Source organism: Geomonas sp., from assembly GCF_056994735.1.
Genome location: NZ_JBXKJL010000106.1, coordinates 1 through 26616, shown reverse-complemented (window position 1 = coordinate 26616; position 26616 = coordinate 1). Strand labels below are relative to the sequence as shown.

Here is a 26616-nt window from a genome sequence, read left to right as displayed (position 1 = left end):
AGCTGGGCGAGCAGGCCATCATGAAGCTGATGGACGCAGTCGACTCCTACATCCCGGAGCCGCAGCGCGCCATCGACAGGCCCTTCCTGATGCCGGTCGAGGACGTCTTCTCCATCTCCGGTCGTGGTACCGTCGCTACCGGCCGCGTCGAGCGCGGGATTGTGAAGGTCGGCGAGGAGGTCGAGATCGTCGGCATGAAGGCCACCGCCAAGACCACCGTCACCGGCGTTGAAATGTTCCGCAAGCTCCTCGACGAAGGGCGTGCAGGCGACAACATCGGCGCACTGCTCCGCGGCGTCAAGCGTGAAGATATCGAGCGCGGCCAGGTTTTGGCCAAGCCGGGCTCCATTACCCCGCACACCAAGTTCAAGGCAGAAGCCTACATCCTCTCCAAAGAGGAGGGTGGCCGTCACACCCCGTTCTTCAACGGCTACCGTCCGCAGTTCTACTTCAGGACCACTGACGTTACTGGCGTCGTTGACCTCGAGCCGGGCACCGAGATGGTTATGCCTGGTGACAACGTTGCCGTCACCGTCAACCTGATCACCCCGATCGCCATGGACGAAGGTCTCCGCTTCGCTATCCGCGAAGGCGGCCGCACCGTCGGCGCAGGCGTCGTCAGCTCCATCATAGAGTAAGCAATACCTAAAATCCGGTTTTCAGTCAGACAGTTCTCGGTGAGTTCGCACCTTGCGGCCCCGCCGGGAACTGTCGAGTGTAAACTGTAAACTTGTTTCATCACGAGGAAGAGATGCCTAGTCAGAAAATTAGAATCCGCTTGAAAGCATACGACCACAAGCTGCTCGACACCTCCGTTGGCGAGATCGTCGACACCGCGAAGAGGACCGGGGCACGCGTCGCCGGCCCGATCCCGCTGCCGACTGTCATCAACAAGTACTGCGTTCTGCGGGGACCCCACGTAGATAAGAAGTCGCGCGAGCAGTTTGAGATCAGGACTCACAAGAGACTGATCGATATCCTCGAGCCGACCCAGCAGACCGTTGACGCGCTGATGAAACTCGACCTCTCCGCTGGTGTGGACGTCGAGATCAAGCTTTAATTGAATTCAAGGATAGGGAAGTCACCATGAATAAGGGATTGATTGGGAAAAAGCTGGGTATGACCCAGATATTCGCCGAGGACGGCAGACGGATCCCCGTCACCGTCGTCGAAGCCGGACCCTGCGTGGTTCTCCAGAAGAAGAGCGTGGAGAAGGACGGTTACGTCGCCATCCAGGTCGGTTACGGGCCTAAAGACGCCTCGCGCGCCAACGCTGCGCAGGTCGGCCACTGCAAAGGGGCCGGCGCCGGTGTCTTCACCCACTACCGCGAGCTGCGGATGGAGAGCACCGATGCCTATAACATCGGGGACGTCATCGAGGCTTCGGCCTTCGCCGCCGGCGACCTGGTCGACGTGACCGGGACCAGCATCGGTAAGGGCTTCCAGGGCGTCATCAAGCGCTGGGGCTTCAAGGGCGGCCGTTCCAGCCACGGTTCCCGCTTCCACCGTGCTCCGGGCTCCATCGGCTGCTCCGCTACCCCTTCCAGGGTCTTCAAGAACAAGAAGATGCCGGGACAGATGGGTAACGAGAAAGTGACCGTCCAGAGGCTCACAGTGGTTCGGGTGGACGCTGAGGACAATCTGATTCTGCTCGGTGGAGCGATCCCCGGTTCTGCCAACGGCGTGGTGCTGATCAAAGACAGCGTCAAGGCTAAGAAATAACGGGGGCTGGAGATAGACATGGCTAAGTTAGACGTATTCGACATCAAGAAAAACAAGGTCGGCGAGATCGAGCTTGCAGACGCCGTCTTCAACGACGACGTGCGCGAGTACCTGATCCACGAGGCTGTCAAGATCCAGCTCGCTAACCGCAGGCAGGGAACCGTTGCGGTTAAGAACCGCGCCCTGGTCCGCGGCGGCGGCAAGAAGCCGTTCAAGCAGAAGGGGACCGGTAACGCCCGTCAGGGTTGCTCCAGGGCTCCTCAGTATCCCGGCGGCGGCGTGGCCTTTGGCCCGCGTCCCAAGACCTACGACCTGTCCATGAACAAGAAAGCCAGGAAGGCTGCTCTGAGGAGCGCCCTCTCCATGCTCTTCAAGAAGGACGCGATCACCGTGGTCAACAACTTCGAGCTCCCGGCTGTGAAGACCAAGGGCTTCGTCGAGGTACTAAACGCCTTTAACCTTGACAAAACCCTCGTAATCACGGATACTGCCAACCCCACTTTGGAACTGTCCGCCCGCAATGTGAAACACGTCAAGGTGCTGGGTCCTGAAGGTCTCAATATTTTCGACATCATGAAATACCAGAGCGTCGTCTTCACCGAGGCTGCCGTTCGCAGGGTTGAAGGAGTGTTACAGTCATGAACATCTATGACGTCATAAAAAAGCCTCTCGTCACCGAGAAGACCACGGTCGAGAAGGACGAGAAGAACGTCATCGCCTTCGTGGTGAACGGCGCTGCTAACAAGATAGAGATCAAGGCTGCGGTCGAGCAGCTTTTCAATGCCCAGGTGGCTTCCGTTAACACGGTCAACGTCGCCGGCAAGACCAAGCGCACCGTCCGCGGCATGGGCAAGCGTTCCAACTGGAAGAAGGCGTATGTGACCCTGAAAGAGGGTTCCAACGTCGATTTCTTCGAAGCTTAGAAATCTGGGGGTTTTGAGACAATGGCTATAAAAACATACAAACCGACTTCTCCGGGGAGAAGGGCCCAGACCTGTTCCACCTTCGAAGAGATCACCGCCACCAAACCCGAGAAGTCCCTCTGTGAGAACCTCAGGAAGAGCGGCGGCAGGAACTCCAATGGTCGCGTCACCTCCCGTAACGTCGGGGGCGGTCACAAGCAGAAGTACCGGATCATCGATTTCCGTCGCGACAAGACCGATATCCCGGCCAAGGTCGTCTCCATCGAGTACGACCCGAACAGGAGCGCACGCATCGCCCTGCTTTCCTACGTCGACGGCGAGAAGCGCTACATCCTGGCACCGCTTGGGCTCAAGGTAGGGGATTCCGTCCTCTCCAGCCAGCAGGCTGACATCAAGCCGGGCAACACGCTTCCGATCCGCTTCATTCCGCTTGGTACCATCATCCACAACATCGAGATGAAGATCGGCAAGGGGGCACAGCTTGCGCGTTCCGCCGGCACCTTCGCTCAGCTGATGTCCAAGGAAGGCAAATACGCCACCGTGAAGCTCCCCTCCTCCGAGGTCCGCATGATCCTTATGGATTGCAAGGCGACGATCGGCCAGGTAGGGAACGTGGACCACGAGAACGTCTCCATCGGCAAGGCCGGCCGCTCCCGCTGGCTGGGCATCCGCCCGCACGTCCGCGGTGTCGCCATGAACCCTGTCGACCACCCGCACGGCGGTGGCGAGGGTCGTACCTCGGGTGGCCGTCACCCGGTAACCCCGTGGGGTATCCCGACCAAGGGTTACAAGACGCGCACCAACAAGACGTCCACGCGCTTCATCGTCAAGAAACGCAGCAAATAACAAATCATCCGGATAGAGGATTTTAAAGATGGCAAGATCTATTAAGAAGGGACCTTTTGTCGACGAGCATCTCGAGAAGAAGGTCCAGGCAGAACTAGCCGGTGCCAAGAAGGTCATCAAGACCTGGTCGCGCAGATCGACCATCACCCCCGACTTCATCGGGCTCACCTTCGCGGTGCACAACGGCAAGAAGTTCATCCCTGTGTTCGTCACGGAGAACATGGTCGGCCACAAGATGGGCGAGTTCTCACCTACCAGAACCTTCTACGGTCACGCTGCTGACAAGAAGAGCAAGCTGAAGAAGAAGTAAGGTTCTTAAAGGAGTCATGTAATGGAAGCATCGGCTAAATTATCCTCTGTCCGTCTCTCGCCGAGAAAAACACGCCTGGTCGTGGATCTCGTCAGGGGCCAGGGCATTCAGTCTGCGCTCAACACCCTGCGTTTTTCGCCGCAACCTTCGGCGAAGCTTATCTCGAAGCTCCTCTCTTCGGCTGTTGCCAATGCCGAGCAGAAGGGTGTCTCCGACGTGGACAAGCTCTTCGTCAAGACCATCTTCGTGGACGGCGGCGCAGTGCTGAAGCGTTTCACTCCCCGCGCTATGGGGCGGGCCAGCAAGATCAGAAAACCGACCAGCCATATCACGGTTGTGCTGGCGGAAAAGAAATAAGCTAACCGGTCGGAGGTGAGGTTTTGGGTCAGAAAGTAAATCCTATAGGTTTCAGGCTTGGAGTTATCAAGAGCTGGGATTCCAGATGGTACGCGGAAAAAGATTATGCGGCGCTTCTTCATGAGGACATCAAGCTGCGCGCATTCCTCAAGAAAAGGCTGTATAACTCCGGCGTTTCCAAGATCGAGATAGAGCGGGCCGCCGGCAAGGCGAAGATCAACATCTTCACCGCGCGTCCGGGTCTCATCATCGGTAAGAAGGGCTCCGAAGTCGAGACCTTGAAGAAGGAGCTGGCCAAGCTCACCGACAAAGAGGTCTATCTTAACATACAGGAAGTCCGGAAGCCTGAGTTGGATGCCCAGCTGGTCGCCGAGAACGTGGCTCTGCAGCTCGAGCGTCGCATCGCCTTCAGGCGCGCCATGAAGAAGAGCGTCACCTCGACGCTCAAGTTCGGGGCCAAGGGTATCCGGATCACCTGCTCCGGGCGTCTGGGCGGGGCAGAGATGTCCAGGACTGAATGGTACCGCGAGGGGAGGGTGCCGCTGCACACGCTGCGTGCGGACATCGACTATGGCTTCGCAGAAGCCAAGACGACCTACGGTATCATCGGGGTTAAAGTGCTCCTCTTTAAGGGTGAAGTGCTCCCCGGTAAAAAATAGGAACAGGAGTTTTTTGCGATGTTAATGCCCAAAAAAGTTAAGCATAGAAAGCAGATGAAGGGGCGCATGAGCGGCACCCCGCAGCGTGGCGTCTCCCTCGCCTTCGGCGAGTTCGGGCTGCAGGCTACGGAGTGCGGCTGGCTCGATTCCCGCCAGATCGAGGCGGGTCGTATCGCCATGACGCGCTATATCAAGAGGGGGGGCAAAATCTGGATCAGGATTTTCCCGGATAAACCGCTCACCTCCAAGCCTGCCGAGACCCGTATGGGTAAGGGCAAAGGCTCCCCGGACTCCTGGGTCTGCGTGATCAAGCCGGGCCGGATCCTGTACGAGATGGAAGGGGTCACCGAGGAAGTGGCCCGCGAGGCGTTCAGGCTTGCGGCACACAAGCTTCCCGTTGCCACCAAATTCATTTCAAGGATGGAAAACAATGAAGGCTAGCGAATTGAAAAGTGCCACGGCAGCCGAGCTGGAGGCCAAGAGCGCGGAACTCACCAAGGAACTCTTCAACGTGAGGTTTCAGCTGCACACCGGGCGTCTGGAGAATACCTCTAAGCTTTCCCTTCTCAAGAAGGACATTGCCAGGGTGAAGACCATACTCAGCCAAAAGAGAGGGTAAGAGAGAGCTATGAGCGAAAGAGGTAACAGGAAAACCCAGATCGGGATCGTCGTCAGCGACAAGATGGACAAGACCGCGGTGGTCAAGGTTGACCGTCTGGTCAAGCACCCGGTATACAATAAATACATCAAGCGGTCGGCCAAGTACAAGGCCCACGACATCGACAACGCCGCCAAGATCGGCGACAAGGTGCTGATCGTCGAGACGCGCCCCCTCTCCAAGGACAAGCGCTGGAAGATCAGGCAGATTATCGAGTCGAGAGCCTAAGAGCTTAGACGCTGGGAGTTTACAATGATTCAGATGCAGACAATGTTGGATGTGGCGGACAACTCGGGCGCCAAGAAGCTCTTTTGCATTAAGGTGCTGGGCGGCTCCAAGCGCCGTTACGCCGGGATCGGCGACATCATCGTCGCTTCCGTCAAAGAGGCCATCCCGAATTCCAAAGTCAAGAAGGGTGATGTCGTCAAGGCCGTGGTGGTCCGCACCGCCAAGGCTGTGGGCCGTCCCGACGGCTCCTACATCCGTTTCGATACCAACTCGGGCGTGGTGATCAACAACGCCAAGGAGCCGGTGGGAACCCGTATCTTCGGACCCGTGGCCAGGGAGCTTCGGGCCAAGAAGTTCATGAAGATCATATCCCTCGCCCCCGAGGTACTTTAATAAGATCCTGGAGAATAACGATGCTGGGCAAAAAGCTACATGTGAAAAAGAACGATACCGTCGTGGTGATCTCGGGCAAGGACAAGTCCAAGAGCGGTAAAGTGGTCTCCATAGTTCCCAAGAAGGACGGCGTCATCGTCGAAGGGATCAACATGGTCAAGCGCCACACCAAGGCCCGCGGGTCCGAGCAGGGTGGGATCGTGGAGAAGGAAGCGCCGCTTCACATCTCCAACGTGATGCTTCTTTGCGAAAAATGCAAGAAGCCGGTGAGAACCAAGGTCACCGTCCTGGAAGACGGCAAGAAGGCGCGCTGCTGTGTCAAATGCGGCGAGTCCTTTGATAAATAGTTTTGGAGGATTTGAATGGCACGGCTAGCTGAGCTTTACAATACCGAACTGGTCCCGCAGCTCATGAAGGACCATAACTACAAAAACGTCATGGAAGTCCCCAAACTCGTGAAGATCGTACTCAACATGGGTCTGGGCGAGGCCATCCAGAACGTTAAGATACTCGACTCCGCCGCGGAGGAACTCGCCGCCATCGCCGGCCAGCGTCCGGTCATCACCAAGGCCAAGAAGTCGATCGCAGGCTTCAAGCTGCGCCAGGGGATGCCGATCGGCTGCTCGGTGACGCTACGCCGCGACAAGATGTACGAGTTCCTGGACCGCCTGGTGAGCGTCTCGCTCCCGCGCGTTCGCGATTTCAAGGGGATCTCCGGCAAGGCCTTCGACGGCAAGGGTAACTACTCCATGGGCGTCAAGGAGCAGCTGATCTTCCCCGAGATCGACTACGACAAGGTCGACAAGATCAAGGGTCTCAACATCACCATCGTGACCACTGCAAAGACCGACGCGGAAGGCAAGGCGCTTCTGAAGCTCCTGGGGCTGCCGTTCAGGAACTAATAAAGTTTGGAGGAACTCCGTGGCTAAGACATCGATGATCATAAAGGCTCAGAGAGGCAACAAGTTCAAGGTACGCGACAGGAATCGCTGCCCCTTGTGCGGTCGCCCCAGAGCTTACTACCGGAAATTTGACATGTGCAGGATCTGCCTGAGGAAGCTCGCCAACTCCGGTCAGATTCCGGGCGTGATAAAATCCAGCTGGTAAAAAGTCCGATTTAGGAAAGAGGAGTAGTTTCATATGTGCATGACAGATCCAGTAGCCGACATGCTGACCAGAATCAGGAACGCTGGTATGGCTAAACACCAGAAAGTGGACATCCCGTCGTCGAACCTCAAGGTCAGCCTTGCCACGGTTCTGCGCACCGAGGGGTTCATTAAGAACTTTAAGGTCATCGCCGACAGCAAGCAGGGGATTCTGCGCGTATACCTCAAGTTCATCGATGAGAAAGAGCCGGTCATCAATGAGATCAAGAGGGTCAGCAAGCCGGGCGGCCGGGTCTACGTCAATGCCGACAAGATCAAGCAGGTCAAAAACGGTCTCGGCGTCGCCATCCTCTCGACCTCCAAGGGCCTTGTGACGGACAAGACCGCGCGCGAACTCGGTATCGGCGGCGAGGTCCTCTGCACCGTCTGGTAGCGATTTCAGCTTTAAGGAGCTTTGCATGTCTAGAATAGGAAAACTTCCCATCGCGATCCCTGCGGGGGTGAAAGTCATATACAACATGCCCGAGATCAGGGTTGAGGGTCCCAAGGGGAAACTCTCCCGGACCGTGATTGACGCGGTCTCCGTCGAGGTCACCGACTCCCAGATCCAGGTCAACAGGGCTGACGACTCCAACAAGAGCCGCGCTGCCCACGGCCTGACCAGGACCCTGATCAACAACATGGTGGTCGGCGTCTCCAAGGGCTTCGAGACCGCTCTCGAGATCAACGGCGTAGGTTACCGCGCTGAGGTCAAGGGTAACGTGCTGAACCTCTCCCTCGGCTTCTCCCATCCGGTCAACTTCGAGCTCCCCGCCGGGATCAGCGTCGAGGTCGAGAAGATGACCAAGCTGAAGGTCCTGGGGATCGACAAGGAGCTGGTCGGCCAGACCGCTGCCAAGATCCGCGCCTTCCGCGGACCCGAGCCCTACAAGGGCAAGGGTGTTAAGTACGCCGACGAAACCATTCTGAGAAAAGCCGGCAAAACCGGTAAAAAATAGCATTAGCTAAGGAGAAGTGCCTTGAGTTCTCTAGCCCAAAAAAAACAGGCAGCCCGCCTTAAGAGACAGACCAGGGTCAGGAAGAAGATCACCGGATCGACCGCACGCCCGCGACTGAACGTCTTCAAGAGCGCACGCCACATATACGCACAGCTGATTGATGACACCACCGGAGCCACCCTGGTTGCTGCCTCTACCGTTATGGGAGATGTTGCCGAGGGCTTGAGCTACACCGGGAACATCGAGGCCGCCACCAAGGTTGGCGCCGCTATCGCCAAGAAGGCCCTTGAAAAGGAGATCACCGCCGTCGTTTTCGACCGCAACGGTTTCCTCTATCACGGTAGAGTCAAAGCTCTGGCTGAAGCCGCACGCGAAAACGGTCTGTCCTTCTAGGGCAGGTAAGGAGGAATTAGTTTGCTTAAGATCAATGCCAGTGAAATGAATCTTACCGATAGGGTCGTCCATATCAGCCGCGTGGCCAAGGTGGTCAAGGGTGGTCGCAGGTTCAGCTTCTCCGCCCTGGTGGTGGTAGGCGACGGTAACGGTGTGGTCGGCTACGGCCTGGGTAAGGCCAACGAGGTCCCCGAGGCGATCCGCAAGGGTGTCGAACAGGCCAAGAAGAACCTGATCAAGGTTCCCATCGTCGGCAGCCAGACCATCCCCTACGAGATCCTCGGCTCCTTCGGCGCCGGCAAGGTGCTGATGATGCCGGCCTCCGCAGGTACCGGCGTTATCGCCGGCGGTGCCGCCCGCGCAGTCTTCGAGGCCGCCGGTCTGCACAACGTCCTGGCCAAGTGCCTGGGCACCAACAACCCGCATAACGTGGTGAAGGCCACCTTCGCCGGTCTGAGCCTTCTCAAGACCCCGGAAGAGCTGATGGCGCGCCGCGGGCTCACCGAATAGATAGTCAAGGAGCTGAACAATGTCTGAAGTAAAGGTTACCCTGATAAAGAGCCATATCGGACAGCCGGAAAAGATGAAAGGCTGCCTGCTCGGCATGGGGCTCACCAAGCGTGAGAAGACCGTGGTCCTGCAGGACACTCCGGAGATCCGCGGGATGATCAAGAAGGTCGCCCATCTGGTAAGAGTCGAAGAGTAATCCCTCAAAGGTGATAACAATGGAATTGAATACTATTAAACCGGCCATCGGGTCGAACAAGAATAGGAAACGTATCGGCAGGGGCACCGGCTCCGGCCACGGCAAGACCGCTACCAAGGGTCACAAGGGTCAGAAGGCTCGCTCCGGCGGTTCCATCAAGGCCGGCTTCGAAGGCGGCCAGATGCCGATGCACAGAAGGCTCCCCAAGCGCGGCTTCACTCCGCTGACCAAGAAGGTCTTCGCCCTGGTTAACCTCTGCCAGCTCGAAGTCTTCGAGGCAGGCTCGGTGGTCGACGCCGAGGCGCTCCTGAAGAGCGGCATCATCTCCGACGTGTGCGACGGTATCAAGGTCCTGGCTACCGGCGACCTGACCCGTGCTCTGACCATCAAAGCCCACAAGTTCAGCGCCACTGCCCGCGAAAAAATCTCTGCTGCAGGTGGAACCATCGAGGAGATCTAGTCTTGATAGAAGCCTTCCAGAACATTTTCAAGATCCCAGAGCTTAAGAAGAGAGTCCTTTTCTCCCTCGCCATGCTGGCTGTCTACCGTGTCGGTTGTCACATCCCGACCCCCGGCATCGACGCCCAGGCCCTGGCCCACTTCTTCAAGGCCGCGCAGGGTACCCTGCTCGGGATGTTCGACATGTTCTCCGGCGGGGCTCTCGAGAAGCTCACGGTCTTTGCCCTGGGCATCATGCCGTACATCTCCTCCTCCATCATCTTCCAGCTCCTCTCGGTTGTCCTTCCCGCCGTCGAGAAGCTCTCCAAGGAAGGGGATGCGGGTAGGAAGAAGATCATCCAGTACACCCGCTACGGGACCATCGTTCTCTCGGTGATCCAGGGCTTCGGTATCAGCATCGGCCTCGAGGCCATGAGGGGGCCGGCCGGCGAACTGGTCGTTCCCAACCCCGGTTGGGCCTTCCGCTTCCTCACGGTCGTCACCCTGACCGCCGGGACCGCCTTCATCATGTGGCTGGGCGAGCAGATGTCCGAGAAGGGGATCGGCAACGGGATCTCGCTGATCATTTTCGCCGGCATCGTGGCCCGCATCCCGACCGCGCTGGGGAACAGCTTCCGGCTGATCAAGACCGGTGAGCTCTCGCTCTTCGTGCTGCTCCTGGTGGCTGCCGTCATGTTCCTGGTGATCGCCGCGGTGGTCTTCATCGAGCGCGGTCAGCGCAGGATCCCGATCCATTACGCGAAAAGGGTGGTTGGGTTGAAGACGGTGGGGGCCCAGAGCTCGCACCTGCCGCTGAAGGTCAACATGGCCGGCGTAATTCCGCCGATCTTCGCCTCCTCGATCATCATGTTCCCTGCCACGGTGGGCAACTTCATCAACGTCCCCTGGGTGCAGAAGGCCTCCAAGAGCCTGACTCCCGGGAACTGGCTCTACAACATCTTTTATGTTGCCTTCATCGTCTTTTTCTGTTATTTCTATACGGCTGTCACATTCAACCCTGTTGATGTCGCTGACAACGTGAAGAAGCAGGGGGGCTATGTCCCGGGCATTCGTCCGGGCAAGGAGACCTCCGACTTCCTCGACGCGGTGCTCACCAAGCTGACCTTTGCCGGAGCCATCTACATCTCGGCTGTCTGCGTGCTCCCCTCGATTCTGATCGGCAAGTTCAACCTTCCGTTCTACTTCGGCGGTACCGCACTGCTTATCGCAGTCGGCGTAGGTATGGATACTCTGGCCCAGATCGAAGCTCACCTGATCACCCGCAGTTACGAGGGCTTCATGAAGGGTGTCCGCATCCAGGGCAGGAGATAGTTGATGCTCAATCTTATTCTCCTGGGGCCCCCGGGCGTTGGTAAGGGTACCCAGGCAAAGCTGCTGATCGAGAAGTTTGGCATCCCGCAGATATCCACTGGCGATATACTGCGGGCTGCCGTTAAGGACCAGACCCCGATGGGGGTCAAGGCTAAGGGGTACATGGACTCGGGCGCCCTGGTTCCTGATGCCGTTGTCATCGGCATCGTGGAGGAGCGGCTTGCCCAGGACGATTGCCAGAAAGGTTTCATCCTCGACGGCTTTCCCCGCACCGTGGCACAGGCCGATGCTCTCGGGCAGGTCCTTACCGGGTTGGGGCGCTGCGTGGATCACGTGATCTCGCTCTCCGTCGACAAGACCGAACTCCTGAAGAGGCTGACCGGCAGACGTGCCTGCCCGAAGTGCGGCGCCGTCTTCCATGTCGACTATGCGCCTCCCAAGGTCGCGGGTCGTTGCGATGCCTGCTCCGCCGAACTCTTCCAGCGCGAGGATGACAAGGAAGCCACCATCCTCCACCGCCTCGCGGTTTACGACGAGCAGACGGCACCTCTGATCGCTTACTACGAGTCGTGCGGGCTGCTTCGCTCGGTTAACGGGCTCGGGACGGTAGAAGGCATCCAGGCCGAAATCGTCTCGCGCATTCAGGCTTGACCAGGTGATCGTCCTTAAGTCCCCTGCCGAGATCGGTAAGATGAGGGCTGCTGGCCGGATTGTAGCGGAAATCCTCGCCGGCCTCAAAGAGCTGGTGGTGCCAGGTGTGGCACTGATAGAACTGGATGCTTACGCGGAAAGGGAGGCGCTGAAGAGGAAGGCCAAGCCGGCCTTCAAGGGCTACGGCGGGTTCCCCTTTTCGCTTTGCTGCTCGGTTAACGAGCAGGTGGTTCACGGGATGCCGTCGGCGAGGGTGCTCCATCCGGGCGATATCGTGAGCCTTGACTATGGGGTCATCCTCGGCGGCTTCTACGGAGACGCCGCCATCACCCTTCCGGTAGGAAAGATCTCCGACGTGGCGGCACGGCTTTTGAGGGCGACCGAAGAGTCGCTCTACAAGGGTATCGAGATGGCGGACACCGCACATCGCCTGTCGGATGTATCCCACGCAGTTCAGTCGCACGTCGAGGCCCGCGGGTTCTCCGTGGTCAGGGACTTCGTGGGGCATGGGATCGGAAAAGATTTGCACGAAGGACCGCAGATAGCCAATTTCGGCGCCCCGGGCAAGGGACCGAAACTCAAGGCCGGCATGGTCCTGGCCATTGAGCCGATGATCAACGAGAAGGGATATGAGGTCAAGGTGCTGGAGGACGGCTGGACGGCAGTGACCTGCGACGGCGGACTCTCCGCTCACTTCGAGCACACGGTAGCGGTAACGGACCATGGTCCAGAGATACTGACTAAACTTTAAGATAGGCATTACGTTTTCGAAAGGAAGTTAACTATGAAGGTTCGGGCATCTGTTAAGAAGATCTGTGTGAAGTGCAAAATCGTCAAGCGCAAGGGCATCGTCAGGGTGATCTGCGAAACCCCGAAGCATTCACAGAGACAGGGCTAAGAGTAACCATTAGGAGGAGCGGGCATTGGCACGTATCGCAGGGGTAGACCTACCAAAAAATAAGAGAATAGAGATCGCGCTTACCTACATCTACGGCATAGGCCGTTCTCTTTCCCAGGAAATTCTCAAAGGCACCGGAGTCGACTTCGACACTCGTTGCGACAATCTGACCGAGGCGGAAGTCTCCAAGATCAGGGAGTACATCGACAAGAACGTCAAGGTCGAGGGTGATCTGCGGCGCGACATTTCCATGAGCATCAAGCGTCTCATGGATCTGGGGTGCTACAGGGGGCTTCGTCACAGGAAAGGTCTTCCGTGCCGCGGACAGCGGACCAAGACCAATGCACGCACCAGGAAAGGGCCGGCTCGTACGGTCGCTGGCAAGAAGAAATAAGGTTCTGGAGGGATAATGGCGAGCCCGGCTAAAAAGGTCGTTAAGAAGAAGAAAGAGAAAAAGAATATTCCCAATGGCGTGGCCCACATTCAGGCTACGTTCAACAATACCATGATCACCATCACCGACCCGGTCGGTAATGTGGTGGCTTGGTGCACCTCCGGAGCCAAGGGCTTCAAGGGCTCCAGGAAGAGCACCCCGTTTGCTGCCCAGATGGCAGCCGAGGACGCCGCCAAGAAGGCCCAGGAGCACGGGATGCGCAACATCGAGGTCTACGTCAAGGGACCCGGTTCCGGCCGCGAGTCCGCTCTGCGCGCCCTGCAGGCCGCCGGCTTCTCGGTGAGCTTCATCCGCGACGTTACCCCGATTCCGCACAACGGGTGCCGTCCCCCGAAGAGAAGAAGAGTCTAGGCCCGACGAGTTCGGAGCCTGGAGTTAAGGAACTATCAGTGAGTATTAAGGAGGTCTTCATTGGCTAGGTATACAGGGCCTGCGTGCAGGTTATGCAGACGCGAAGGTGTCGAGCTTGGTCTCAAAGGCGAGCGCTGCTTTACGGATAAATGCGGCATTAAGAGAAGGAGCTATCCCCCGGGTCAGCACGGTCAGGGTCGCATCAAAATTTCCGATTACGGGGTTCAGCTCCGTGAAAAGCAGAAAGTCCGCCGCATCTACGGCATCCTCGAAAACCAGTTCCGTGGTTACTTCGAGCAGGCCGACAGGATGAAGGGTGTGACCGGCGAAAACCTCTTGTTCATCCTTGAGCGGAGGCTCGACAACGTCATCTACCGTCTCGGTTTTGCGACCACCAGGGCTGAAGCTCGCCAGCTGGTGCGCCACAGCCACTTTACTCTGAACGGCCGCAAGGTGAACATCCCGTCGCTGCAGGTCAAATCCGGCGACGTGCTCGAACTGCGGGAGAAGAGCCGCAAGATTGCAGCTGTCAACGAATCTCTCGAAGCGGTAGTGCGCAGGGGTATCCCGCAGTGGCTCGAGCTGGACAAAGATGCCTTCAAAGGGACCATCAAGGCCCTTCCGGTACGCGAAGACATCACCATGCCGATCCAGGAGCAGCTGATCGTCGAGCTCTACTCCAAGTAAAGGGTAAACAACCGATACAGGGGGATCTAAATGTATAGAAACTGGCGCGACCTGATCAGACCGAAGAAGCTCCAGGTTGAAACGGAATCGCTCACCAATACATACGGTAAGTTTTACGCAGAGCCTTTTGAAAGGGGATTCGGAACCACCCTGGGAACCGGCCTGCGCCGGGTCCTCATCTCCAGTCTTCAGGGAGCGGCTATCGTCTCCGTAAAGGCCAAGGGTGTACTCCACGAGTTCTCCGCTGTCCCCGGTGTCACCGAGGACATGACCGATATCATCCTCAACCTCAAGGGCGTGCGTCTCAAGGTGCACGGCAACGAGTCCAGGATGATCAGGATCGTTCAGAAGGGCGAAGGGGTCGTTAAGGCCAAGGACATCGTCACCGATCAGAACGTTGAGATACTGAACCCGGAACACCATATTGCAACCTGCTCCAAGGACGCCAACCTCGAGATGGACCTGATCGTCAAGCTCGGCAAAGGTTACGTTCCTGCAGACCGCAACCGCGACGAGAAGGCTCCGGTCGGCACCATTCCGATCGACGCCATCTTCTCGCCGATCTCCAAGGTCAACTTCACCGTCACCAATGCCCGCGTCGGTCAGATCACCGACTACGACAAGCTGACCCTCGAAGTATGGACCGACGGCAGCGTCAAGCCGCAGGATGCAGTGGCTTACGCATCCAAGATCCTCAAGGACCAGCTTTCCATCTTCATCAACTTTGACGAGGATGTGGAACCCCAGGAGGAGGCGGAGCCGGAAGAGGAGCGGGAGCGGTTCAACGAGAACCTGTACCGTTCGGTGGACGAGCTGGAGCTCTCCGTTCGTTCCGCTAACTGCCTGAAAAACGCTGGCATCAAGCTGATCGGCGAGCTGGTCTCCAGGACCGAAGCCGAGATGCTCAAGACCCAGAACTTCGGCAGGAAGTCGCTTAACGAGATCAAGGATATCCTGGTCGACATGGGACTCACCCTCGGGATGAAGCTGGACAACTTCCCGGACCCGGAAATCATGAGGCGCCTTAGAGGCGAGCAGAAGGAAGAATAGTCCTCAAGACTTTCATTTATAGATCGAAAGGAAGTGAAAAGATATGCGTCACAACAGCGCGGGTAGAAGATTAGGCAGGACCACAAGCCACAGGATCGCCATGTTCAGGAACATGGTTACCTCCTTTCTCGAGCACGAAAAGATCACCACGACTGACGCCAAGGCGAAGGAGCTCCGCTCCATTGCCGAGAAAATGATCACCCTGGGCAAGAAGGGTGACCTTCACGCGACGAGGCAGGCAGCCGCCTACATCCGCGACAAGAAAGTCGTGACCAAGCTTTTCACAACCATCGCTCCTCGTTATGCCGACCGTCCCGGCGGCTACACCAGGATCATCAAGCTTGGCATCCGCCCGGGCGACAACGCTCCGGTGTCCGTGCTTGAACTTGTCGAGGCAGAGATGAAGCCGAAGAAGGTTTCCGCTAAGCCGGCTCCGACCAAGGCTCCGAAAGCCGAGGCTGCACCGGCCGTTGAGACTCCGGTGGTTGAATCTGCACCGGCTGCAGAAACCGTAGAAGAGACCAGCGCAGAGTAATCTGCAACGGAAAGACAACGTTAAAGGGAGGCGCGGGTGACCGCGCCTCTTGTCGTTTATACCCCTGCAACCGATCCCGGCGACCTCCCACCCCTCAGTTCCCCTCTCCCCCGTATCTTTGCCTTTACATTAAAAGCCCCTCTCTGCTAGTATATGCCGCTCATGAAAATCAAACGGCTAGAAATACAAGGCTTCAAATCCTTCCAGGATAAAGTCTCCCTCGATTTCAACCAGGCTATCACCGGCGTCGTCGGCCCTAACGGTTGCGGGAAGTCCAACGTCGTCGATGCCATCCGCTGGGTGATGGGGGAGCAGTCCGCCAAGAACCTGCGCGGCAAGTCTATGGAAGACATCATCTTCAACGGCACCGAGTTCCGCAAGCCTCTCGGCATGGCCGAAGTTTCCCTCTTCTTCTCCACCGAGGACGGCCGGGTCCCCGCCAAATACCTCAGCTTCGCCGAGATCCAGGTGACCCGCAGGCTCTACCGGGATGGTGATAGCGAATATCTCCTGAACAAAACTCCCTGCAGGCTTCTGGACGTTGCCGAGCTCTTCATGGATACCGGCATCGGCGCCCGGGCCTACTCCATCATCGAGCAGGGCAAGATCGGCATGATCCTGCACGCGAAGCCCGAGGAGCGCCGCTTCCTTATCGAGGAGGCCGCCGGGGTCACCAAGTTCAAGGCGCGCAAGGTTGTGGCGCTCAAGAAGATCGAGGCCACCCGCCAGAATCTCCTCCGCATTGGCGACATCATCGCCGAGATCAAGAGGCAGATGAACGGCCTGCAGCGCCAGGCGAAGAAAGCGGAGCGGTTCCGCGAGCTCCGGGTAGAGCTGAAGGAGATAGAGCTCCTTTTTGCGGCCAAAGGGTACGTCACCGTGGACCAGGAGCGCAGGGTTTTGGGAACCGACATTGCCGGGCTCGAGGCGAAGCTTGCCCAGCTCTCGGCCAGGATCGACGAGGCGGAGCTGGCCATCGAGGACAAGCGGATCGCCCTGGTCGAGACGGAGCGTCAGCTGGCGGTTGCCCAGGAAACGATTTTTCACTGGAAGACAGAACTGCAGGGGGGCGAGAACCGGCTGGAGTTTCAGCGCCGCGAGCTTGCCAATCTCGAGCGGCAGGGCGAACGGTTCCAGGATGAGCTGCAGGGTTTAAAAAACCAGCTCTCAGATGCCGAGCGGGAGCTCACGACCCTGGTCGAGCAGCGGGCCGCCTATCTTGAAGAGGTTACCAAAGAGGCTGAGGCCCTGGAGCACAGGGAATCCCTCCTTGAAGAGATGGCGGCCAGCGAGGCGGGGGTGACTCGTGAGCTTGACGAGGCGAGACGCGCCCTATTTGCCGCGCTATCCGAAGGGGCTCAGGCCGCCAACCAGCATGCCGCCGCCTCCAAGCGGCTTGGTTCCATCGTCGAGCGTCTCCAGGCCAGCGCCAGGGAGCGCATTCTCCTGGGCGAGCGTCTCGAGGAGGCTACCCGGAAAATCGACGCTCTGAAATCGGAGGCAGAGGAGCTTTCACGGCAAAAGGCCCTGACCGATGAGGAGCTGACCCTGATCACCAGCCGCGAGGCGGCATTGAAGCAGGCCCAGGAAGCGGCTGAGAAAACACTGCAACAGCGGCGTGACCAATACGCTGCTGCGGCTTCCCGTCTGAAATCGCTCCAGGAACTCGAGGCCCAGTTTGCCGGGTACGGGCAGGGGCTTAAAAATCTCCTTACTGCAGCACCTTTCCGAGATGCTCCTTTCACCATGCTTGCCGATGCACTCGAGGTTGATGAGGCGTGCGAGGTGGCGGTCGAGTCGGTGCTGGGCGATCGGCTGCAGTACCTCTTATGTGGTTCTGCCGATGCGGCGCTCGAGGCGGTGGCTCATCTCAAGGGAAACGCGGGCGGTCGTTGCAGCTTTGTAACCTCTGCTCCCTGGTTCCATTTTCCCACTGAGGCTCCCTCCGAGGCCATACCCCTTATCGATAAAGTCAAGGTTCCTCCCCAGCACGCAGCCCTGGTCGAGCCACTTCTCCGTGGCGCTTATCTTGCCCGCGATCTGGCGCATGCGGTTACGCTGGCCTCTGCGTTTCCCGCTTTTACCTTCGTTGCTCCTGAGGGTGACGTCGTTCATGCAGGCGGTATTGTCCAAGGGGGGTCTGCCGAACCGGCCCAGCAGGGGATCATCCACAAGAAGCGAGAGATCAAGGCCCTGGGTGCCGAGGCGGAGCAGCTGACCAAGGAAGTCCAGCAGCTCACGGAGACCCGGGAGGCGAGAAAGCGTGAGATCGCCGATGCCGAAGCGGAGAGGGTGGAGCTGCGCCAGGAACTCCATCGTCTGGAAATTAAGATACTCAACAGCCAGAAGGATCTGCAAAGCGCCGTCGCCGAATGCCGCAGGATAGAGGAGAGCGGCACGGTGCGGGAGATGGAGGCGGAGCAACTCTCCGAAGAGGAGTCCCTGGTCAAAAAGGAACTCTCTGAAGCCGATACCCGGAAGGGAGAGGCAGAGGAGCGAAAGCTCGGGCTCGAGGCTCGCGTGCAGGCGCTGCAAGGTCGACTGGAAGGGTCCCGCTTCGAGATGGAGGAGGCGAGGGAGCTGGTCACCTCGCTCAAGGTGCGCGTCGCCTCCCTCAAGGAGAAGGGCGAGGCCGCGCAACGCGCGCACCGTCGGGTCGAGGACCTTTGCGCCGACCTTAACTCCCGTATTACCTCGAGGAGTAAGGAGCTCGGCAGCTCCGGCGACGAGCGCACCCGCCTCCTCGAGGCCATTGCTCAAGGCGAGGCTGCAGTGCGGGAAATCGTCGAGAGGCAGTTGGAGAGCGAAAAGTCGCTCGCGGTCGTCAAGGAGCGGTACGAGACTGAGGCTGCTGCGGTCCAGGAAGAGGAACTCAGGCTCAAAGGGGTCCGCAACGAGGCCGGCATCCTGCGTGATCAGCTCTCGGCAAAGAGCCTGCGTATCTCCGAGATGACGATGAAGCTCACTCATCTCGAGGAAACACTGCGGGATAAACACCGCATGGAGATCTCCTATGCCCTGGCCAATTATGCCCAGCTGGAGTGGGATGAGGCCGAGCGGGGCGCGCGTCAGGCTGAACTGCAGAAGGCTGTCGACGAGATGGGCGAAGTCAACCTCATGGCCATCGAGGAGTTCAAGCAGATGGAGGAGCGTTTCGCCTTCCTGTCGACCCAGAAGGACGACCTCGAGGAGTCCATGAACGCGCTGCAGAAGGCGATCCAGCGCATCAACCGCACCACGCGGAAGAGGTTCCTGGAGACCTTCGAACTGGTAAACGAGAAGTTCAAGCAAGTCTTCCCCAGACTCTTCTGTGGCGGTCAAGCCGAGCTGCGGCTCACCGACGAGGAGGACCTTCTTGCGACCGGCCTCGACATCATCGTCCAACCGCCGGGCAAAAAGCTCCAGAATGTCTCGCTGCTATCCGGCGGCGAGAAGGCCCTGACCGCTGTCGCTCTCATTTTCTCGATCTTCCTGATCAAGCCGTCGCCCTTCTGCCTGCTGGACGAGGTCGATGCGCCTTTGGACGACGCGAACATTGGCCGCTTCAACGACATGGTACGGGAGATGAGCAACACCTCCCAGTTCATCATCATCACCCACAACCGAGCCACCATGGCCGTCGCAGATACCCTTTACGGCGTGACCATGGAAGAGCCCGGCGTCTCGAAGCTCGTTTCAGTTCGTCTCAACTGCTGATGCCCCTCGCCCTCCGGGAGCAGGGGTGAGGGGATCCGCCGGGAGTGAAAGGGCCTCTTTTCGTGATCTGTCCTCTGTCTTGACTTTTTAGCCACAATTTTCATCTTGTTTTAGGAGCGGAACTTGCCTTTCAAAAGACTTCTGACTAACCTTGTTGAGGCCGTGCCGGGGGCGACTGGCGCCATCCTGGCCGATTGGGAGGGGGAAGCAGTCGAGCAGTATTGCCAGGGCGACCCGTTCGAGATGAAGGTCACGGCAGCGCACTGGGGGATACTCCTGGCCCGGCTGAAAGGGGTGCATGAGAAATATCAGGCCGGGCGGGTGCAGGAAAGTGTGATAAGCACAGACGAGCAGCATGCCATTGTCGGCGCCATCGGTGACGAATACTCGCTGGTGATGACCATGACTCGTGAAGCTTTGCCACTCCAGGCTCTGCGCAGTTTCAGGGAGACGGCGGGGCTCCTGGAGAAGGAGATCTACTGATATGGCCGAGGAAAATAAAAGTTTTTTCAAAGGTCTGCTGAAAAAATTGGGGGTTGTGCCGAAGGAGGAACCTCTTCACGACCAGGAGCCTCCTGCCGAGGTTGCGGAATTCCTGGAATCGCCCGTCGAACCTCAACCGCCCAAGTCGGCATCGACCTCTGTCCAGCCCGAGGAAGTGACTAAGCAGGAAGTCCCGCCCCCGGCTCAACCGACCTCGCCGGCAATGCCTGCTCCTGTCCCCGCTCCGGCTCCGAAGCCGATGCCTCAGGCGCCCATCCACCTGGAAAGTCCAACTCCGGCCCCGACCGAGGCGCCGGCTCCTTCTGCGCCGGCGGAGGAGTCCATCGCCTCCGCAGCTGTGCCGGCCGCTTCAGAAGAAGCCAAGCCCGGCTTCCTTGGCCGTTTCATGCCGTTTGCGACTCCCGCGTCTACTGCCGGTGAGGAGACGCCCAAGGAGAGCCTGTTCGAGCGCCTGAAGCGCAGCCTCAGCAAAACCCATGAGAGCATCGTCGGCCGGGTCGATACCCTCCTGCTCGGTAAAAAGCAGATCGACACCGACACGCTCGAGGAGCTGGAGGAGATCCTGATCACTGCCGACCTCGGCGTCAAGACCACCGTCGACCTCATCAGAACGCTCGAGCAGCGGCTGAAGCGGAATGAACTCCAGGATGGGGATGCCCTGAAGAAGGCGCTTAAAGAGGAGATCCAGTTGCGACTGATGGCCCACGCCGGGCCGCTGGTCGTGACGGAAAAGAAACCTTTCGTGATCCTGGTGATCGGGGTCAACGGTGTCGGCAAGACCACCACCATCGGCAAGCTTGCCGCTCGCTATGCCGGAGAGGGGAAACGAGTCCTTCTCGCCGCAGCGGATACTTTCCGCGCCGCTGCCGCTGAACAGCTCGAGCTCTGGTCGCAGCGGGTTGGCGCGGATCTGGTTCGCCACAAAGAGGGGGCTGATCCTTCCGCAGTCGTTTTCGATGCCTGCAAGGCGGCGGTTGCCCGCGGTTGCGACGTGCTGATCATCGACACCGCCGGCCGCATGCACACCAAGGTCAACCTGATGGAGGAGATGAAGAAGATCCGTCGCGTCTTGACCCGGGAGATCCCGGATGCGCCGCACGAAACCCTGCTGGTGCTGGACGCCGCGACCGGTCAAAACGCCCTTTCCCAGGCCAAGCTTTTCAAGGAAGCCGCGGATGTTTCCGGTGTGGTTCTCACCAAGCTCGACGGCAGCGCGAAGGGGGGAATAGTGGTGGCTGTAAGCCATGAATACTCTCTTCCGATCCGTTTCATTGGCGTGGGTGAATCTGTCGAAGACCTGCGGGAGTTCGATCCGGCGCAGTTCGTGGAAGCCCTTTTCCAATAATACCTTGACTTTTGCGCACTTATCACATATGATTCGGCCGGAAAAGGTGATAAGATGAGCGCGGAAATATTTGATGAGTTGGAGGGGCGGATCGTTTCCATTATGAATGTCTTGGCTGAGCTGCGGCTAGAGAACGGCAGGCTGAAAGAGGAAAACGATCGCCTCAGCGAGGAAAGGGTAGGCTTCAAGTCTCGAATTGACTCGATATTGAAGAGCTTGGAAGGGGTCTGAAGGCTTGATCGCGACGCATGGCATAAGGGTGATGGGGAGAGATCTCCAGGTGAAGAGTACTTCGACCCCTGAGCATGTGGCGCAGGTTGAAGCTCTGGTCAACGGGAAGTTGGCTGAGGCTGAAGCCGCTATAAGCGGCGGTGATAATCAGGTCGTGGTGATTCTGGCAATGATGAATCTTGCCGAAGCATTATTGACGGCACAAAATGAGCTCGAAGCAGAGCGACGTGCCAGCAGGGAGCGGCTTGCCGGGCTGATAGAAAAGCTCGACAGGGCAGTTTGAGTTTCAGGTCTCTTGCGGGAGATTTCACCATATAGCAGATCGGATGTACGGTTGCAAAGCTTGCCAGAATACGCGTGGGGCCTTCCACCTTCACGTTTGCTGATAGGTAGCCTGAAGACGCTTGAGTCATGTCCTGAGGTTAATGGCTGCATTACATAAAGTTCAATGGCGCTTCTCTTTGAACGCGGCCCATCTATCAATACTGTCAACGCATAACCCGTCCCTCCATCAGCATTCCCCCATCAGAGTACCTGTCTCAATGGACGGTTTCCGTCCAGCCTTTTCGTAACGTACCACGGAAACAACATCTCATGCCCAAATGCGCTTTAAGAGCCGCAATGCTACTGAAGCGTCAGGAACTGACACCGCAGCAGGTGGTCGAACTCAGCCTCGCACTGCAAAGGAACTTTCTGGCGCTCCCCCAGTTTGACAGGGCCCGGGCCCTCGCGCTCTATGCGCCGGTCCACCGGGAGGTCCAGACCGAGAGTGTGGCGAACGAGACGCTGGGGGCAGGTAAGACCCTGCTTTATCCCGCAGTGGTGGGAGATGACCTCCAGTTTCGGCAAGTCACCGCGCTGACTGAGCTGGTTCCGGGGCGATTCAACATCCCCGAACCGGTTGGGGCTCCGGTCGAGGCCAGCGAGGCGGATGTCATCGTTGTCCCGGGGCTCGCCTTCGATCTGTCGGGGCGGCGCATAGGCTACGGCAAAGGTTTTTACGATCGGGCGCTGCACAGGCTTGAAGGGAGCGGCAGGCTGGTCGGGTTCTGTTATGATTTTCAGCTTGTTGAGGAGATAGTCGGCGAACCTCATGACGTGACGATGGATCTGATTGTCACAGAGCTCAGGGTGGTTCGCGTTAATAAAAATATAGCGAGGGGGAACAAAGGTGAGAATTGACATTACTATTACGATAATTCTGGTGCTCGTGGCAGCGGGCATTGGCTATGTTATTGGAAATCTGCTACGCAAGAAACTTTCCGACTCGCTGGTAGCCAACGCCGAAACGCTGGCCGCCAAAATGATTGAGGACGCCAAGCGTCAGACCGAAGTCATGGCGATGGAGGCCGCAGTTCAGGCCAAAGATGCGGTCTACCAGGCCAAAGAGGAGATGGAACGTCAGTTCGAGCAGGAGACGCGGGAAAAGCGGCGCGACCTGCAGGCTCTGGAGAAGAGGCTTCAGCAGAAAGAGGAAAACCTCGACAAGAAGACCAACGTTTTCGACCAGCGTGACGCCGAGTTCCTGAAGCGCGAGCAGTCGCTGGCCACCAGGGAGCAGACGCTGACCTCCAAGGAAGTGACCCTGGGGCAAAAAGAAGAGAAACTCGATGCTCTGGTCGGCGAGCAGAGGGCAAAGCTGGAGCAGATAGCCGGCATGACCTCGGCCGAGGCCAAAAAGGTCCTGATGGACGCCATGGAGGACGAGGCCAAGCTCGACGTGGCCAAGTTGATCAAGGCGATGGAAGAAGAAGCGAAGGCCACCGCCGACAAGAAGGCGAAAGAGGTGCTGGCCCTGGCCATGCAACGGTACGCCGGCGAGTACGTGGCCGAGCGCAGCGTCTCGGTAGTGGCGCTTCCCTCCGACGAAATGAAGGGGCGCATCATCGGCCGCGAGGGTCGCAACATCAGGGCGCTCGAAGCGGCAACCGGCATCGACCTCATCATCGACGACACTCCGGAGGCGGTCATCCTCTCCGGCTTCAACCCGGTCAGGCGTGAAGTCGCGAAGCTCGCGCTGCAGAAGCTCATCGCCGACGGCAGGATCCACCCGGGCCGCATCGAGGAGGTTGTCGCCAAGAGCCAGGAAGAAATCGAGCAGGCGATGAAGGAGGCCGGGGACCAGGCAGCATTCGACCTCGGCGTCCACGGCATCCACCCCGAGATCCTGAAGCTCATCGGCCGACTCAAGTACCGCACCTCCTACAGCCAGAACGTCTACCAGCACTCCCTTGAGGTCGCCTTCCTGTGCGGCATCATGGCCGCGGAGCTCGGCATCAACGTGAAGCAGGCCAAGAGGGCAGGCCTCCTGCACGACCTCGGCAAGGCCGTCGACCACGAGGTCGAAGGCTCCCACGCCGTCATCGGTGCCGAGATCGCCAAGAAGTACGGCGAGTCCCCTAAGATCGTCCACGCCATCATGGCTCACCACGAAGACGAGAAGCCGGCGACGGTTCTCGCCGTCCTGGTGCAGGCGGCCGACGCCCTTTCCGGTGCTCGTCCCGGCGCCCGCCGCGAAATGATGGAAACCTACGTGAAGCGCCTCGACGATCTCGAGAGGATCGCCACCTCCTTCGACGGCGTAATCAACTCCTTCGCCATCCAGGCAGGACGTGAAATCCGCGTCATGGTTTCCAGTGACCTGATCTCCGACGACAGGGCCATCCTCCTCGCCAAGGATATAGCGAAGAAGATCGAGACCGAGATGACCTATCCGGGGCAGATCAAGGTCAACGTGATCAGGGAAACAAGGGCCACCGAATATGCCCGTTAAACTCCTCTTCATAGGAGACATCATCGGCAAGCCGGGGCGCGAGGCGCTCTCCCGTGAACTGCACAGGATCGTGGATCGGCACCTGGTCGACCTGGTCATTGCCAATGGCGAGAACGCTGCCGGAGGCTTCGGGCTGACCGCCGAGACCGCTCAGGATCTCTTCAAGTGCGGCATCCAGATCCTGACCTCGGGGAACCACATCTGGGACAAGAAGGATGCTCTGGAGTATATCAACAGGGAGGAGCGGATCGTCCGCCCCGCCAACTACCCTGAGGGGACTCCGGGGCGGGGGGCGACGGTGGCCGTGACACCCGGCGGCGTGAAGGTAGGGGTCCTGAATCTCGAGGGGCGTGTCTTCATGAACAACCTCGACTGCCCGTTCCGTTGCGCCGACCGGGAGGTCGCAAAGCTCAAGGAAGTGACACCCATCGTCTTCGTCGACTTCCACGCCGAGGCGACATCCGAGAAGGCATCTCTGGGTTGGTACCTCGATGGGCGCGTCTCCGCTGTGGTCGGGACGCATACCCACGTCCAGACCGCCGATGAGCGGGTTCTTAATGCTGGGACTGCTTATATCACCGACGTCGGTATGACCGGCGCCTTCGACTCGGTCATCGGGGTCAAGAAGGAAGAGGCCATCCAGAAGTTCGTCACCCAGCGTCCGGCGAAGTTCGAGATCGCGAAGAAGGATATCCGCATCAATGCGGTGGTGATCGAGATCGACGAGAAGAGCGGTCTGGCTCTGGGTATCGAGAGGATCAACATCCCCTGCGGGTGAAATGACGAAGCTTTGAAGAAATCCCTCTCTACTTCACAAAGAAAGAGGGGGGTGGGGAAGTAACTATCGACGTCAACGTTGGCCGAAAGCCTCGTTGGCGTCATGCTGTTCTGAAATCAAGCCTTGGAGGGTAGTGACGTGATGACTGTTGCTGAGCAAATGGAGATCATCAAGAGAGGGGCCGTCGAGATCCTGGTGGAGAAGGAGCTGGTTGAGAAGCTCGAGAAATCCGTCAAGAACGGCGTACCGCTCAAGATCAAGGCCGGCTTCGATCCGACCGCGCCCGACTTGCATCTGGGGCACACGGTGCTGCTGCACAAGTTGCGTCAGTTCCAGAAGCTTGGCCACGAGATCCACTTCCTGATCGGTGACTTCACCGGCATGATCGGCGACCCGACCGGAAAGTCTGAGACCCGGAAGGTCCTGAGCAGGGAAGATGTCCTGAAGAACGCGGAGACGTACAAGGAACAGGTCTTCAAAATCCTGGATCCCCAGCTCACCAAGGTGGTCTTCAACTCCGAGTGGCTCGGGAAGCTTTCCGCGTCCGACATGATCGCCCTCGCTTCCAAGTACACCGTGGCTCGCATGCTTGAGCGCGAGGATTTCAGCAACCGCTTCTCGAACCAGCTTCCGATCAGCATCCACGAGTTCATGTATCCGCTGGTGCAGGGGTATGACTCGGTGGCGCTCAAGGCCGACGTCGAGCTTGGCGGGACCGACCAGAAGTTCAATCTTCTTGTCGGCCGAGAGTTGCAGCGCGAGTGGGGGCAGACTCCCCAGACGGTCATCACCATGCCGCTTCTAGAAGGTTTGGACGGCGTGAACAAGATGAGCAAGTCGCTCGGCAACTACATCGGGATCAACGAGCCTGCCGATGAGATCTACGGAAAGGTGATGTCGATCAGCGACGAGCTGATGCTGCGCTACTACGAGCTGCTGAGCGATCTGACTATGGCAGAGCTGGAAACCCTCAAAGCAGCGCTCAAGGACGGCTCGGTCCACCCGATGGAGGCCAAGAAGCAACTGGCCCGCGAGATGGTCGGCCGCTACCACGGTGCCGAGGCGGCCCAGCAGGCTGACGAAAACTTTGTGAAAAGGTTCAGGGACAACGAAATCCCTGAAGACATGCCAGAAGTTTCCCTCACCATTGAAGGCGACACCATGCCATTGTTTAAAGTTCTGGCTGGTGCCCAGTTGGTGAAGTCCAGCGGCGAAGGTCGCCGTTCCATCCAGGGCGGTGGGGTCAAGGTCAACGGAGAAAAAGTTTCCGATGAGAACGCTGCCCTCCTTGCCGGCGGATATATCATCCAGGTAGGGAAGCGTCGTTTCGCGAAAGTAGTGCTCTCGGCTTAGCATTCTGTTCCCTCACCCTCCGGGAGAGGGTGGCCGAAGTCCGGGTTAGGGAAGGGGCCCCAGGCGCGGTGCTTTGTGGCAGGACTTTCCCTGAGAGGCGGTCGGGGTGTTGAACGGCTTAAGTAAAACTAACTATAAACCCGTTGACGCTGCCGAGACCTTTTGTTATAACCACACCTCGCTGATGCACGAGGCGCTTCGGTCGAAACGAAGAGAGCACGGGCAGCAGAAAAAAGATTGA

At 58.5% G+C, this 26616-nt stretch carries 40 protein-coding genes; all 40 read left to right on the top strand.

Annotation, left to right across the window (positions count from 1 at the left end):
- On the top strand, positions 1–638 hold a 638-nt coding region (locus AC11W3_RS05055), incomplete at its 5' end, for an EF-Tu C-terminal domain-related protein (protein ID WP_484092388.1).
- Between the two features lie 113 nt (positions 639–751).
- On the top strand, positions 752–1060 hold the full coding sequence (rpsJ, locus tag AC11W3_RS05050) for a 30S ribosomal protein S10 (protein WP_012529365.1): 309 nt from the start codon (positions 752–754) through the stop codon (positions 1058–1060).
- A gap of 26 nt (positions 1061–1086) precedes the next feature.
- The gene (gene rplC, locus AC11W3_RS05045) at positions 1087–1722 is read left to right on the top strand and encodes a 50S ribosomal protein L3 (RefSeq protein WP_484088387.1); all 636 of its coding nucleotides are present in this window, start codon (positions 1087–1089) and stop codon (positions 1720–1722) included.
- An 18-nt stretch (positions 1723–1740) separates the two neighbouring features.
- Positions 1741–2364 carry a 50S ribosomal protein L4 gene (gene rplD, locus AC11W3_RS05040; RefSeq protein ID WP_484088388.1) on the top strand — a complete coding sequence of 208 codons (624 nt, stop codon included), beginning with the start codon at positions 1741–1743 and terminating at the stop codon, positions 2362–2364.
- Positions 2361–2645 carry a 50S ribosomal protein L23 gene (gene rplW / locus AC11W3_RS05035; RefSeq protein WP_484088389.1) on the top strand — a complete coding sequence of 95 codons (285 nt, stop codon included), beginning with the start codon at positions 2361–2363 and terminating at the stop codon, positions 2643–2645. Before rplD ends, rplW begins: the two co-directional genes overlap by 4 nt.
- A 21-nt stretch (positions 2646–2666) precedes the next feature.
- Positions 2667–3491 (top strand): 50S ribosomal protein L2, encoded by an 825-nt coding sequence (rplB, locus tag AC11W3_RS05030; RefSeq protein WP_484088390.1) that lies wholly within the window; start codon positions 2667–2669, stop codon positions 3489–3491.
- A gap of 28 nt (positions 3492–3519) precedes the next feature.
- On the top strand, positions 3520–3801 hold the full coding sequence (gene rpsS, locus AC11W3_RS05025) for a 30S ribosomal protein S19 (protein ID WP_484088391.1): 282 nt from the start codon (positions 3520–3522) through the stop codon (positions 3799–3801).
- Between the two features lie 21 nt (positions 3802–3822).
- On the top strand, positions 3823–4158 hold the full coding sequence (rplV, locus tag AC11W3_RS05020) for a 50S ribosomal protein L22 (RefSeq protein ID WP_484088392.1): 336 nt from the start codon (positions 3823–3825) through the stop codon (positions 4156–4158).
- A 23-nt stretch (positions 4159–4181) separates the two neighbouring features.
- Positions 4182–4817 (top strand): 30S ribosomal protein S3, encoded by a 636-nt coding sequence (gene rpsC, locus AC11W3_RS05015; protein ID WP_484088393.1) that lies wholly within the window; start codon positions 4182–4184, stop codon positions 4815–4817.
- Positions 4818–4835: 18 nt separating this feature from the next.
- Positions 4836–5258: a 50S ribosomal protein L16 gene (gene rplP, locus AC11W3_RS05010; RefSeq protein WP_484088394.1), complete on the top strand. Its 423-nt coding sequence runs from the start codon at positions 4836–4838 to the stop codon at positions 5256–5258.
- Entirely contained in the window at positions 5248–5436 is a 189-nt protein-coding gene (gene rpmC, locus AC11W3_RS05005) for a 50S ribosomal protein L29 (protein WP_484088395.1), read from the top strand. Before rplP ends, rpmC begins: the two co-directional genes overlap by 11 nt.
- 9 nt (positions 5437–5445) lie before the next feature.
- Positions 5446–5703, top strand: coding sequence for a 30S ribosomal protein S17 (gene rpsQ / locus AC11W3_RS05000; protein ID WP_484088396.1), 258 nt, complete (start codon positions 5446–5448; stop codon positions 5701–5703).
- A 24-nt stretch (positions 5704–5727) separates the two neighbouring features.
- Complete coding sequence (gene rplN / locus AC11W3_RS04995; RefSeq protein WP_484088397.1) at positions 5728–6096, top strand: 50S ribosomal protein L14; 369 nt, start codon at positions 5728–5730, stop codon at positions 6094–6096.
- Positions 6097–6116: 20 nt separating this feature from the next.
- Positions 6117–6443 (top strand): 50S ribosomal protein L24, encoded by a 327-nt coding sequence (rplX, locus tag AC11W3_RS04990; protein WP_484088398.1) that lies wholly within the window; start codon positions 6117–6119, stop codon positions 6441–6443.
- A gap of 15 nt (positions 6444–6458) precedes the next feature.
- Positions 6459–6998 carry a 50S ribosomal protein L5 gene (gene rplE, locus AC11W3_RS04985; protein ID WP_484088399.1) on the top strand — a complete coding sequence of 180 codons (540 nt, stop codon included), beginning with the start codon at positions 6459–6461 and terminating at the stop codon, positions 6996–6998.
- 19 nt (positions 6999–7017) lie between these two features.
- On the top strand, positions 7018–7203 hold the full coding sequence (locus AC11W3_RS04980) for a type Z 30S ribosomal protein S14 (RefSeq protein ID WP_199384736.1): 186 nt from the start codon (positions 7018–7020) through the stop codon (positions 7201–7203).
- A 33-nt stretch (positions 7204–7236) separates the two neighbouring features.
- Positions 7237–7635, top strand: a complete 399-nt coding sequence (gene rpsH / locus AC11W3_RS04975; RefSeq protein ID WP_484088400.1) for a 30S ribosomal protein S8 — start codon at positions 7237–7239, stop codon at positions 7633–7635.
- Between the two features lie 25 nt (positions 7636–7660).
- Positions 7661–8200, top strand: a complete 540-nt coding sequence (gene rplF / locus AC11W3_RS04970; RefSeq protein WP_484088401.1) for a 50S ribosomal protein L6 — start codon at positions 7661–7663, stop codon at positions 8198–8200.
- A gap of 21 nt (positions 8201–8221) precedes the next feature.
- Positions 8222–8593 (top strand): 50S ribosomal protein L18, encoded by a 372-nt coding sequence (gene rplR / locus AC11W3_RS04965; RefSeq protein ID WP_484088402.1) that lies wholly within the window; start codon positions 8222–8224, stop codon positions 8591–8593.
- A 21-nt stretch (positions 8594–8614) separates the two neighbouring features.
- Positions 8615–9103 carry a 30S ribosomal protein S5 gene (gene rpsE, locus AC11W3_RS04960; protein WP_484088403.1) on the top strand — a complete coding sequence of 163 codons (489 nt, stop codon included), beginning with the start codon at positions 8615–8617 and terminating at the stop codon, positions 9101–9103.
- 19 nt (positions 9104–9122) lie between these two features.
- Positions 9123–9299, top strand: coding sequence for a 50S ribosomal protein L30 (rpmD, locus tag AC11W3_RS04955; protein WP_484088404.1), 177 nt, complete (start codon positions 9123–9125; stop codon positions 9297–9299).
- Positions 9300–9318: 19 nt separating this feature from the next.
- Positions 9319–9759: a 50S ribosomal protein L15 gene (gene rplO, locus AC11W3_RS04950; protein WP_484088405.1), complete on the top strand. Its 441-nt coding sequence runs from the start codon at positions 9319–9321 to the stop codon at positions 9757–9759.
- Positions 9760–9761: 2 nt separating this feature from the next.
- Positions 9762–11069 (top strand): preprotein translocase subunit SecY, encoded by a 1308-nt coding sequence (gene secY, locus AC11W3_RS04945; protein ID WP_484088406.1) that lies wholly within the window; start codon positions 9762–9764, stop codon positions 11067–11069.
- 3 nt (positions 11070–11072) lie between these two features.
- Positions 11073–11720 carry an adenylate kinase gene (locus AC11W3_RS04940; protein ID WP_484092589.1) on the top strand — a complete coding sequence of 216 codons (648 nt, stop codon included), beginning with the start codon at positions 11073–11075 and terminating at the stop codon, positions 11718–11720.
- A gap of 4 nt (positions 11721–11724) precedes the next feature.
- A complete protein-coding gene (map, locus tag AC11W3_RS04935; RefSeq protein ID WP_484088408.1) occupies positions 11725–12471 on the top strand; it encodes a type I methionyl aminopeptidase in 747 nt (248 codons plus the stop codon).
- Positions 12472–12504: 33 nt separating this feature from the next.
- A complete protein-coding gene (gene rpmJ, locus AC11W3_RS04930) occupies positions 12505–12618 on the top strand; it encodes a 50S ribosomal protein L36 (RefSeq protein ID WP_012529389.1) in 114 nt (37 codons plus the stop codon).
- 25 nt (positions 12619–12643) lie between these two features.
- Entirely contained in the window at positions 12644–13012 is a 369-nt protein-coding gene (rpsM, locus tag AC11W3_RS04925) for a 30S ribosomal protein S13 (RefSeq protein ID WP_484088409.1), read from the top strand.
- A 15-nt stretch (positions 13013–13027) separates the two neighbouring features.
- Positions 13028–13423, top strand: coding sequence for a 30S ribosomal protein S11 (rpsK, locus tag AC11W3_RS04920; RefSeq protein ID WP_484088410.1), 396 nt, complete (start codon positions 13028–13030; stop codon positions 13421–13423).
- Between the two features lie 60 nt (positions 13424–13483).
- Positions 13484–14110 carry a 30S ribosomal protein S4 gene (gene rpsD, locus AC11W3_RS04915; RefSeq protein WP_484088411.1) on the top strand — a complete coding sequence of 209 codons (627 nt, stop codon included), beginning with the start codon at positions 13484–13486 and terminating at the stop codon, positions 14108–14110.
- Between the two features lie 30 nt (positions 14111–14140).
- Positions 14141–15160, top strand: a complete 1020-nt coding sequence (locus AC11W3_RS04910; RefSeq protein ID WP_484088412.1) for a DNA-directed RNA polymerase subunit alpha — start codon at positions 14141–14143, stop codon at positions 15158–15160.
- 43 nt (positions 15161–15203) lie between these two features.
- A complete protein-coding gene (rplQ, locus tag AC11W3_RS04905; RefSeq protein ID WP_484088413.1) occupies positions 15204–15695 on the top strand; it encodes a 50S ribosomal protein L17 in 492 nt (163 codons plus the stop codon).
- Between the two features lie 162 nt (positions 15696–15857).
- Positions 15858–19391, top strand: coding sequence for a chromosome segregation protein SMC (gene smc / locus AC11W3_RS04900; protein ID WP_484092588.1), 3534 nt, complete (start codon positions 15858–15860; stop codon positions 19389–19391).
- Between the two features lie 123 nt (positions 19392–19514).
- Positions 19515–19874, top strand: coding sequence for a roadblock/LC7 domain-containing protein (locus AC11W3_RS04895; protein ID WP_484088415.1), 360 nt, complete (start codon positions 19515–19517; stop codon positions 19872–19874).
- Between the two features lies 1 nt (position 19875).
- Positions 19876–21240 carry a signal recognition particle-docking protein FtsY gene (gene ftsY, locus AC11W3_RS04890; RefSeq protein ID WP_484088416.1) on the top strand — a complete coding sequence of 455 codons (1365 nt, stop codon included), beginning with the start codon at positions 19876–19878 and terminating at the stop codon, positions 21238–21240.
- Positions 21241–21294: 54 nt separating this feature from the next.
- Positions 21295–21471, top strand: a complete 177-nt coding sequence (locus AC11W3_RS04885; RefSeq protein ID WP_484088417.1) for a hypothetical protein — start codon at positions 21295–21297, stop codon at positions 21469–21471.
- 4 nt (positions 21472–21475) lie between these two features.
- Positions 21476–21754, top strand: coding sequence for a cell division protein ZapA (locus AC11W3_RS04880; protein WP_484088418.1), 279 nt, complete (start codon positions 21476–21478; stop codon positions 21752–21754).
- Between the two features lie 311 nt (positions 21755–22065).
- Entirely contained in the window at positions 22066–22653 is a 588-nt protein-coding gene (locus AC11W3_RS04875; protein ID WP_484088419.1) for a 5-formyltetrahydrofolate cyclo-ligase, read from the top strand.
- Positions 22649–24244 (top strand): ribonuclease Y, encoded by a 1596-nt coding sequence (gene rny, locus AC11W3_RS04870; RefSeq protein WP_484088423.1) that lies wholly within the window; start codon positions 22649–22651, stop codon positions 24242–24244. The genes AC11W3_RS04875 and rny overlap by 5 nt, the downstream gene beginning before the upstream one ends.
- Positions 24234–25022, top strand: a complete 789-nt coding sequence (locus tag AC11W3_RS04865) for a TIGR00282 family metallophosphoesterase (RefSeq protein ID WP_484088420.1) — start codon at positions 24234–24236, stop codon at positions 25020–25022. The genes rny and AC11W3_RS04865 overlap by 11 nt, the downstream gene beginning before the upstream one ends.
- Before the next feature lie 141 nt (positions 25023–25163).
- Entirely contained in the window at positions 25164–26375 is a 1212-nt protein-coding gene (tyrS, locus tag AC11W3_RS04860; protein WP_484088421.1) for a tyrosine--tRNA ligase, read from the top strand.
- The last annotated feature ends 241 nt before the right edge of the window (positions 26376–26616 follow it).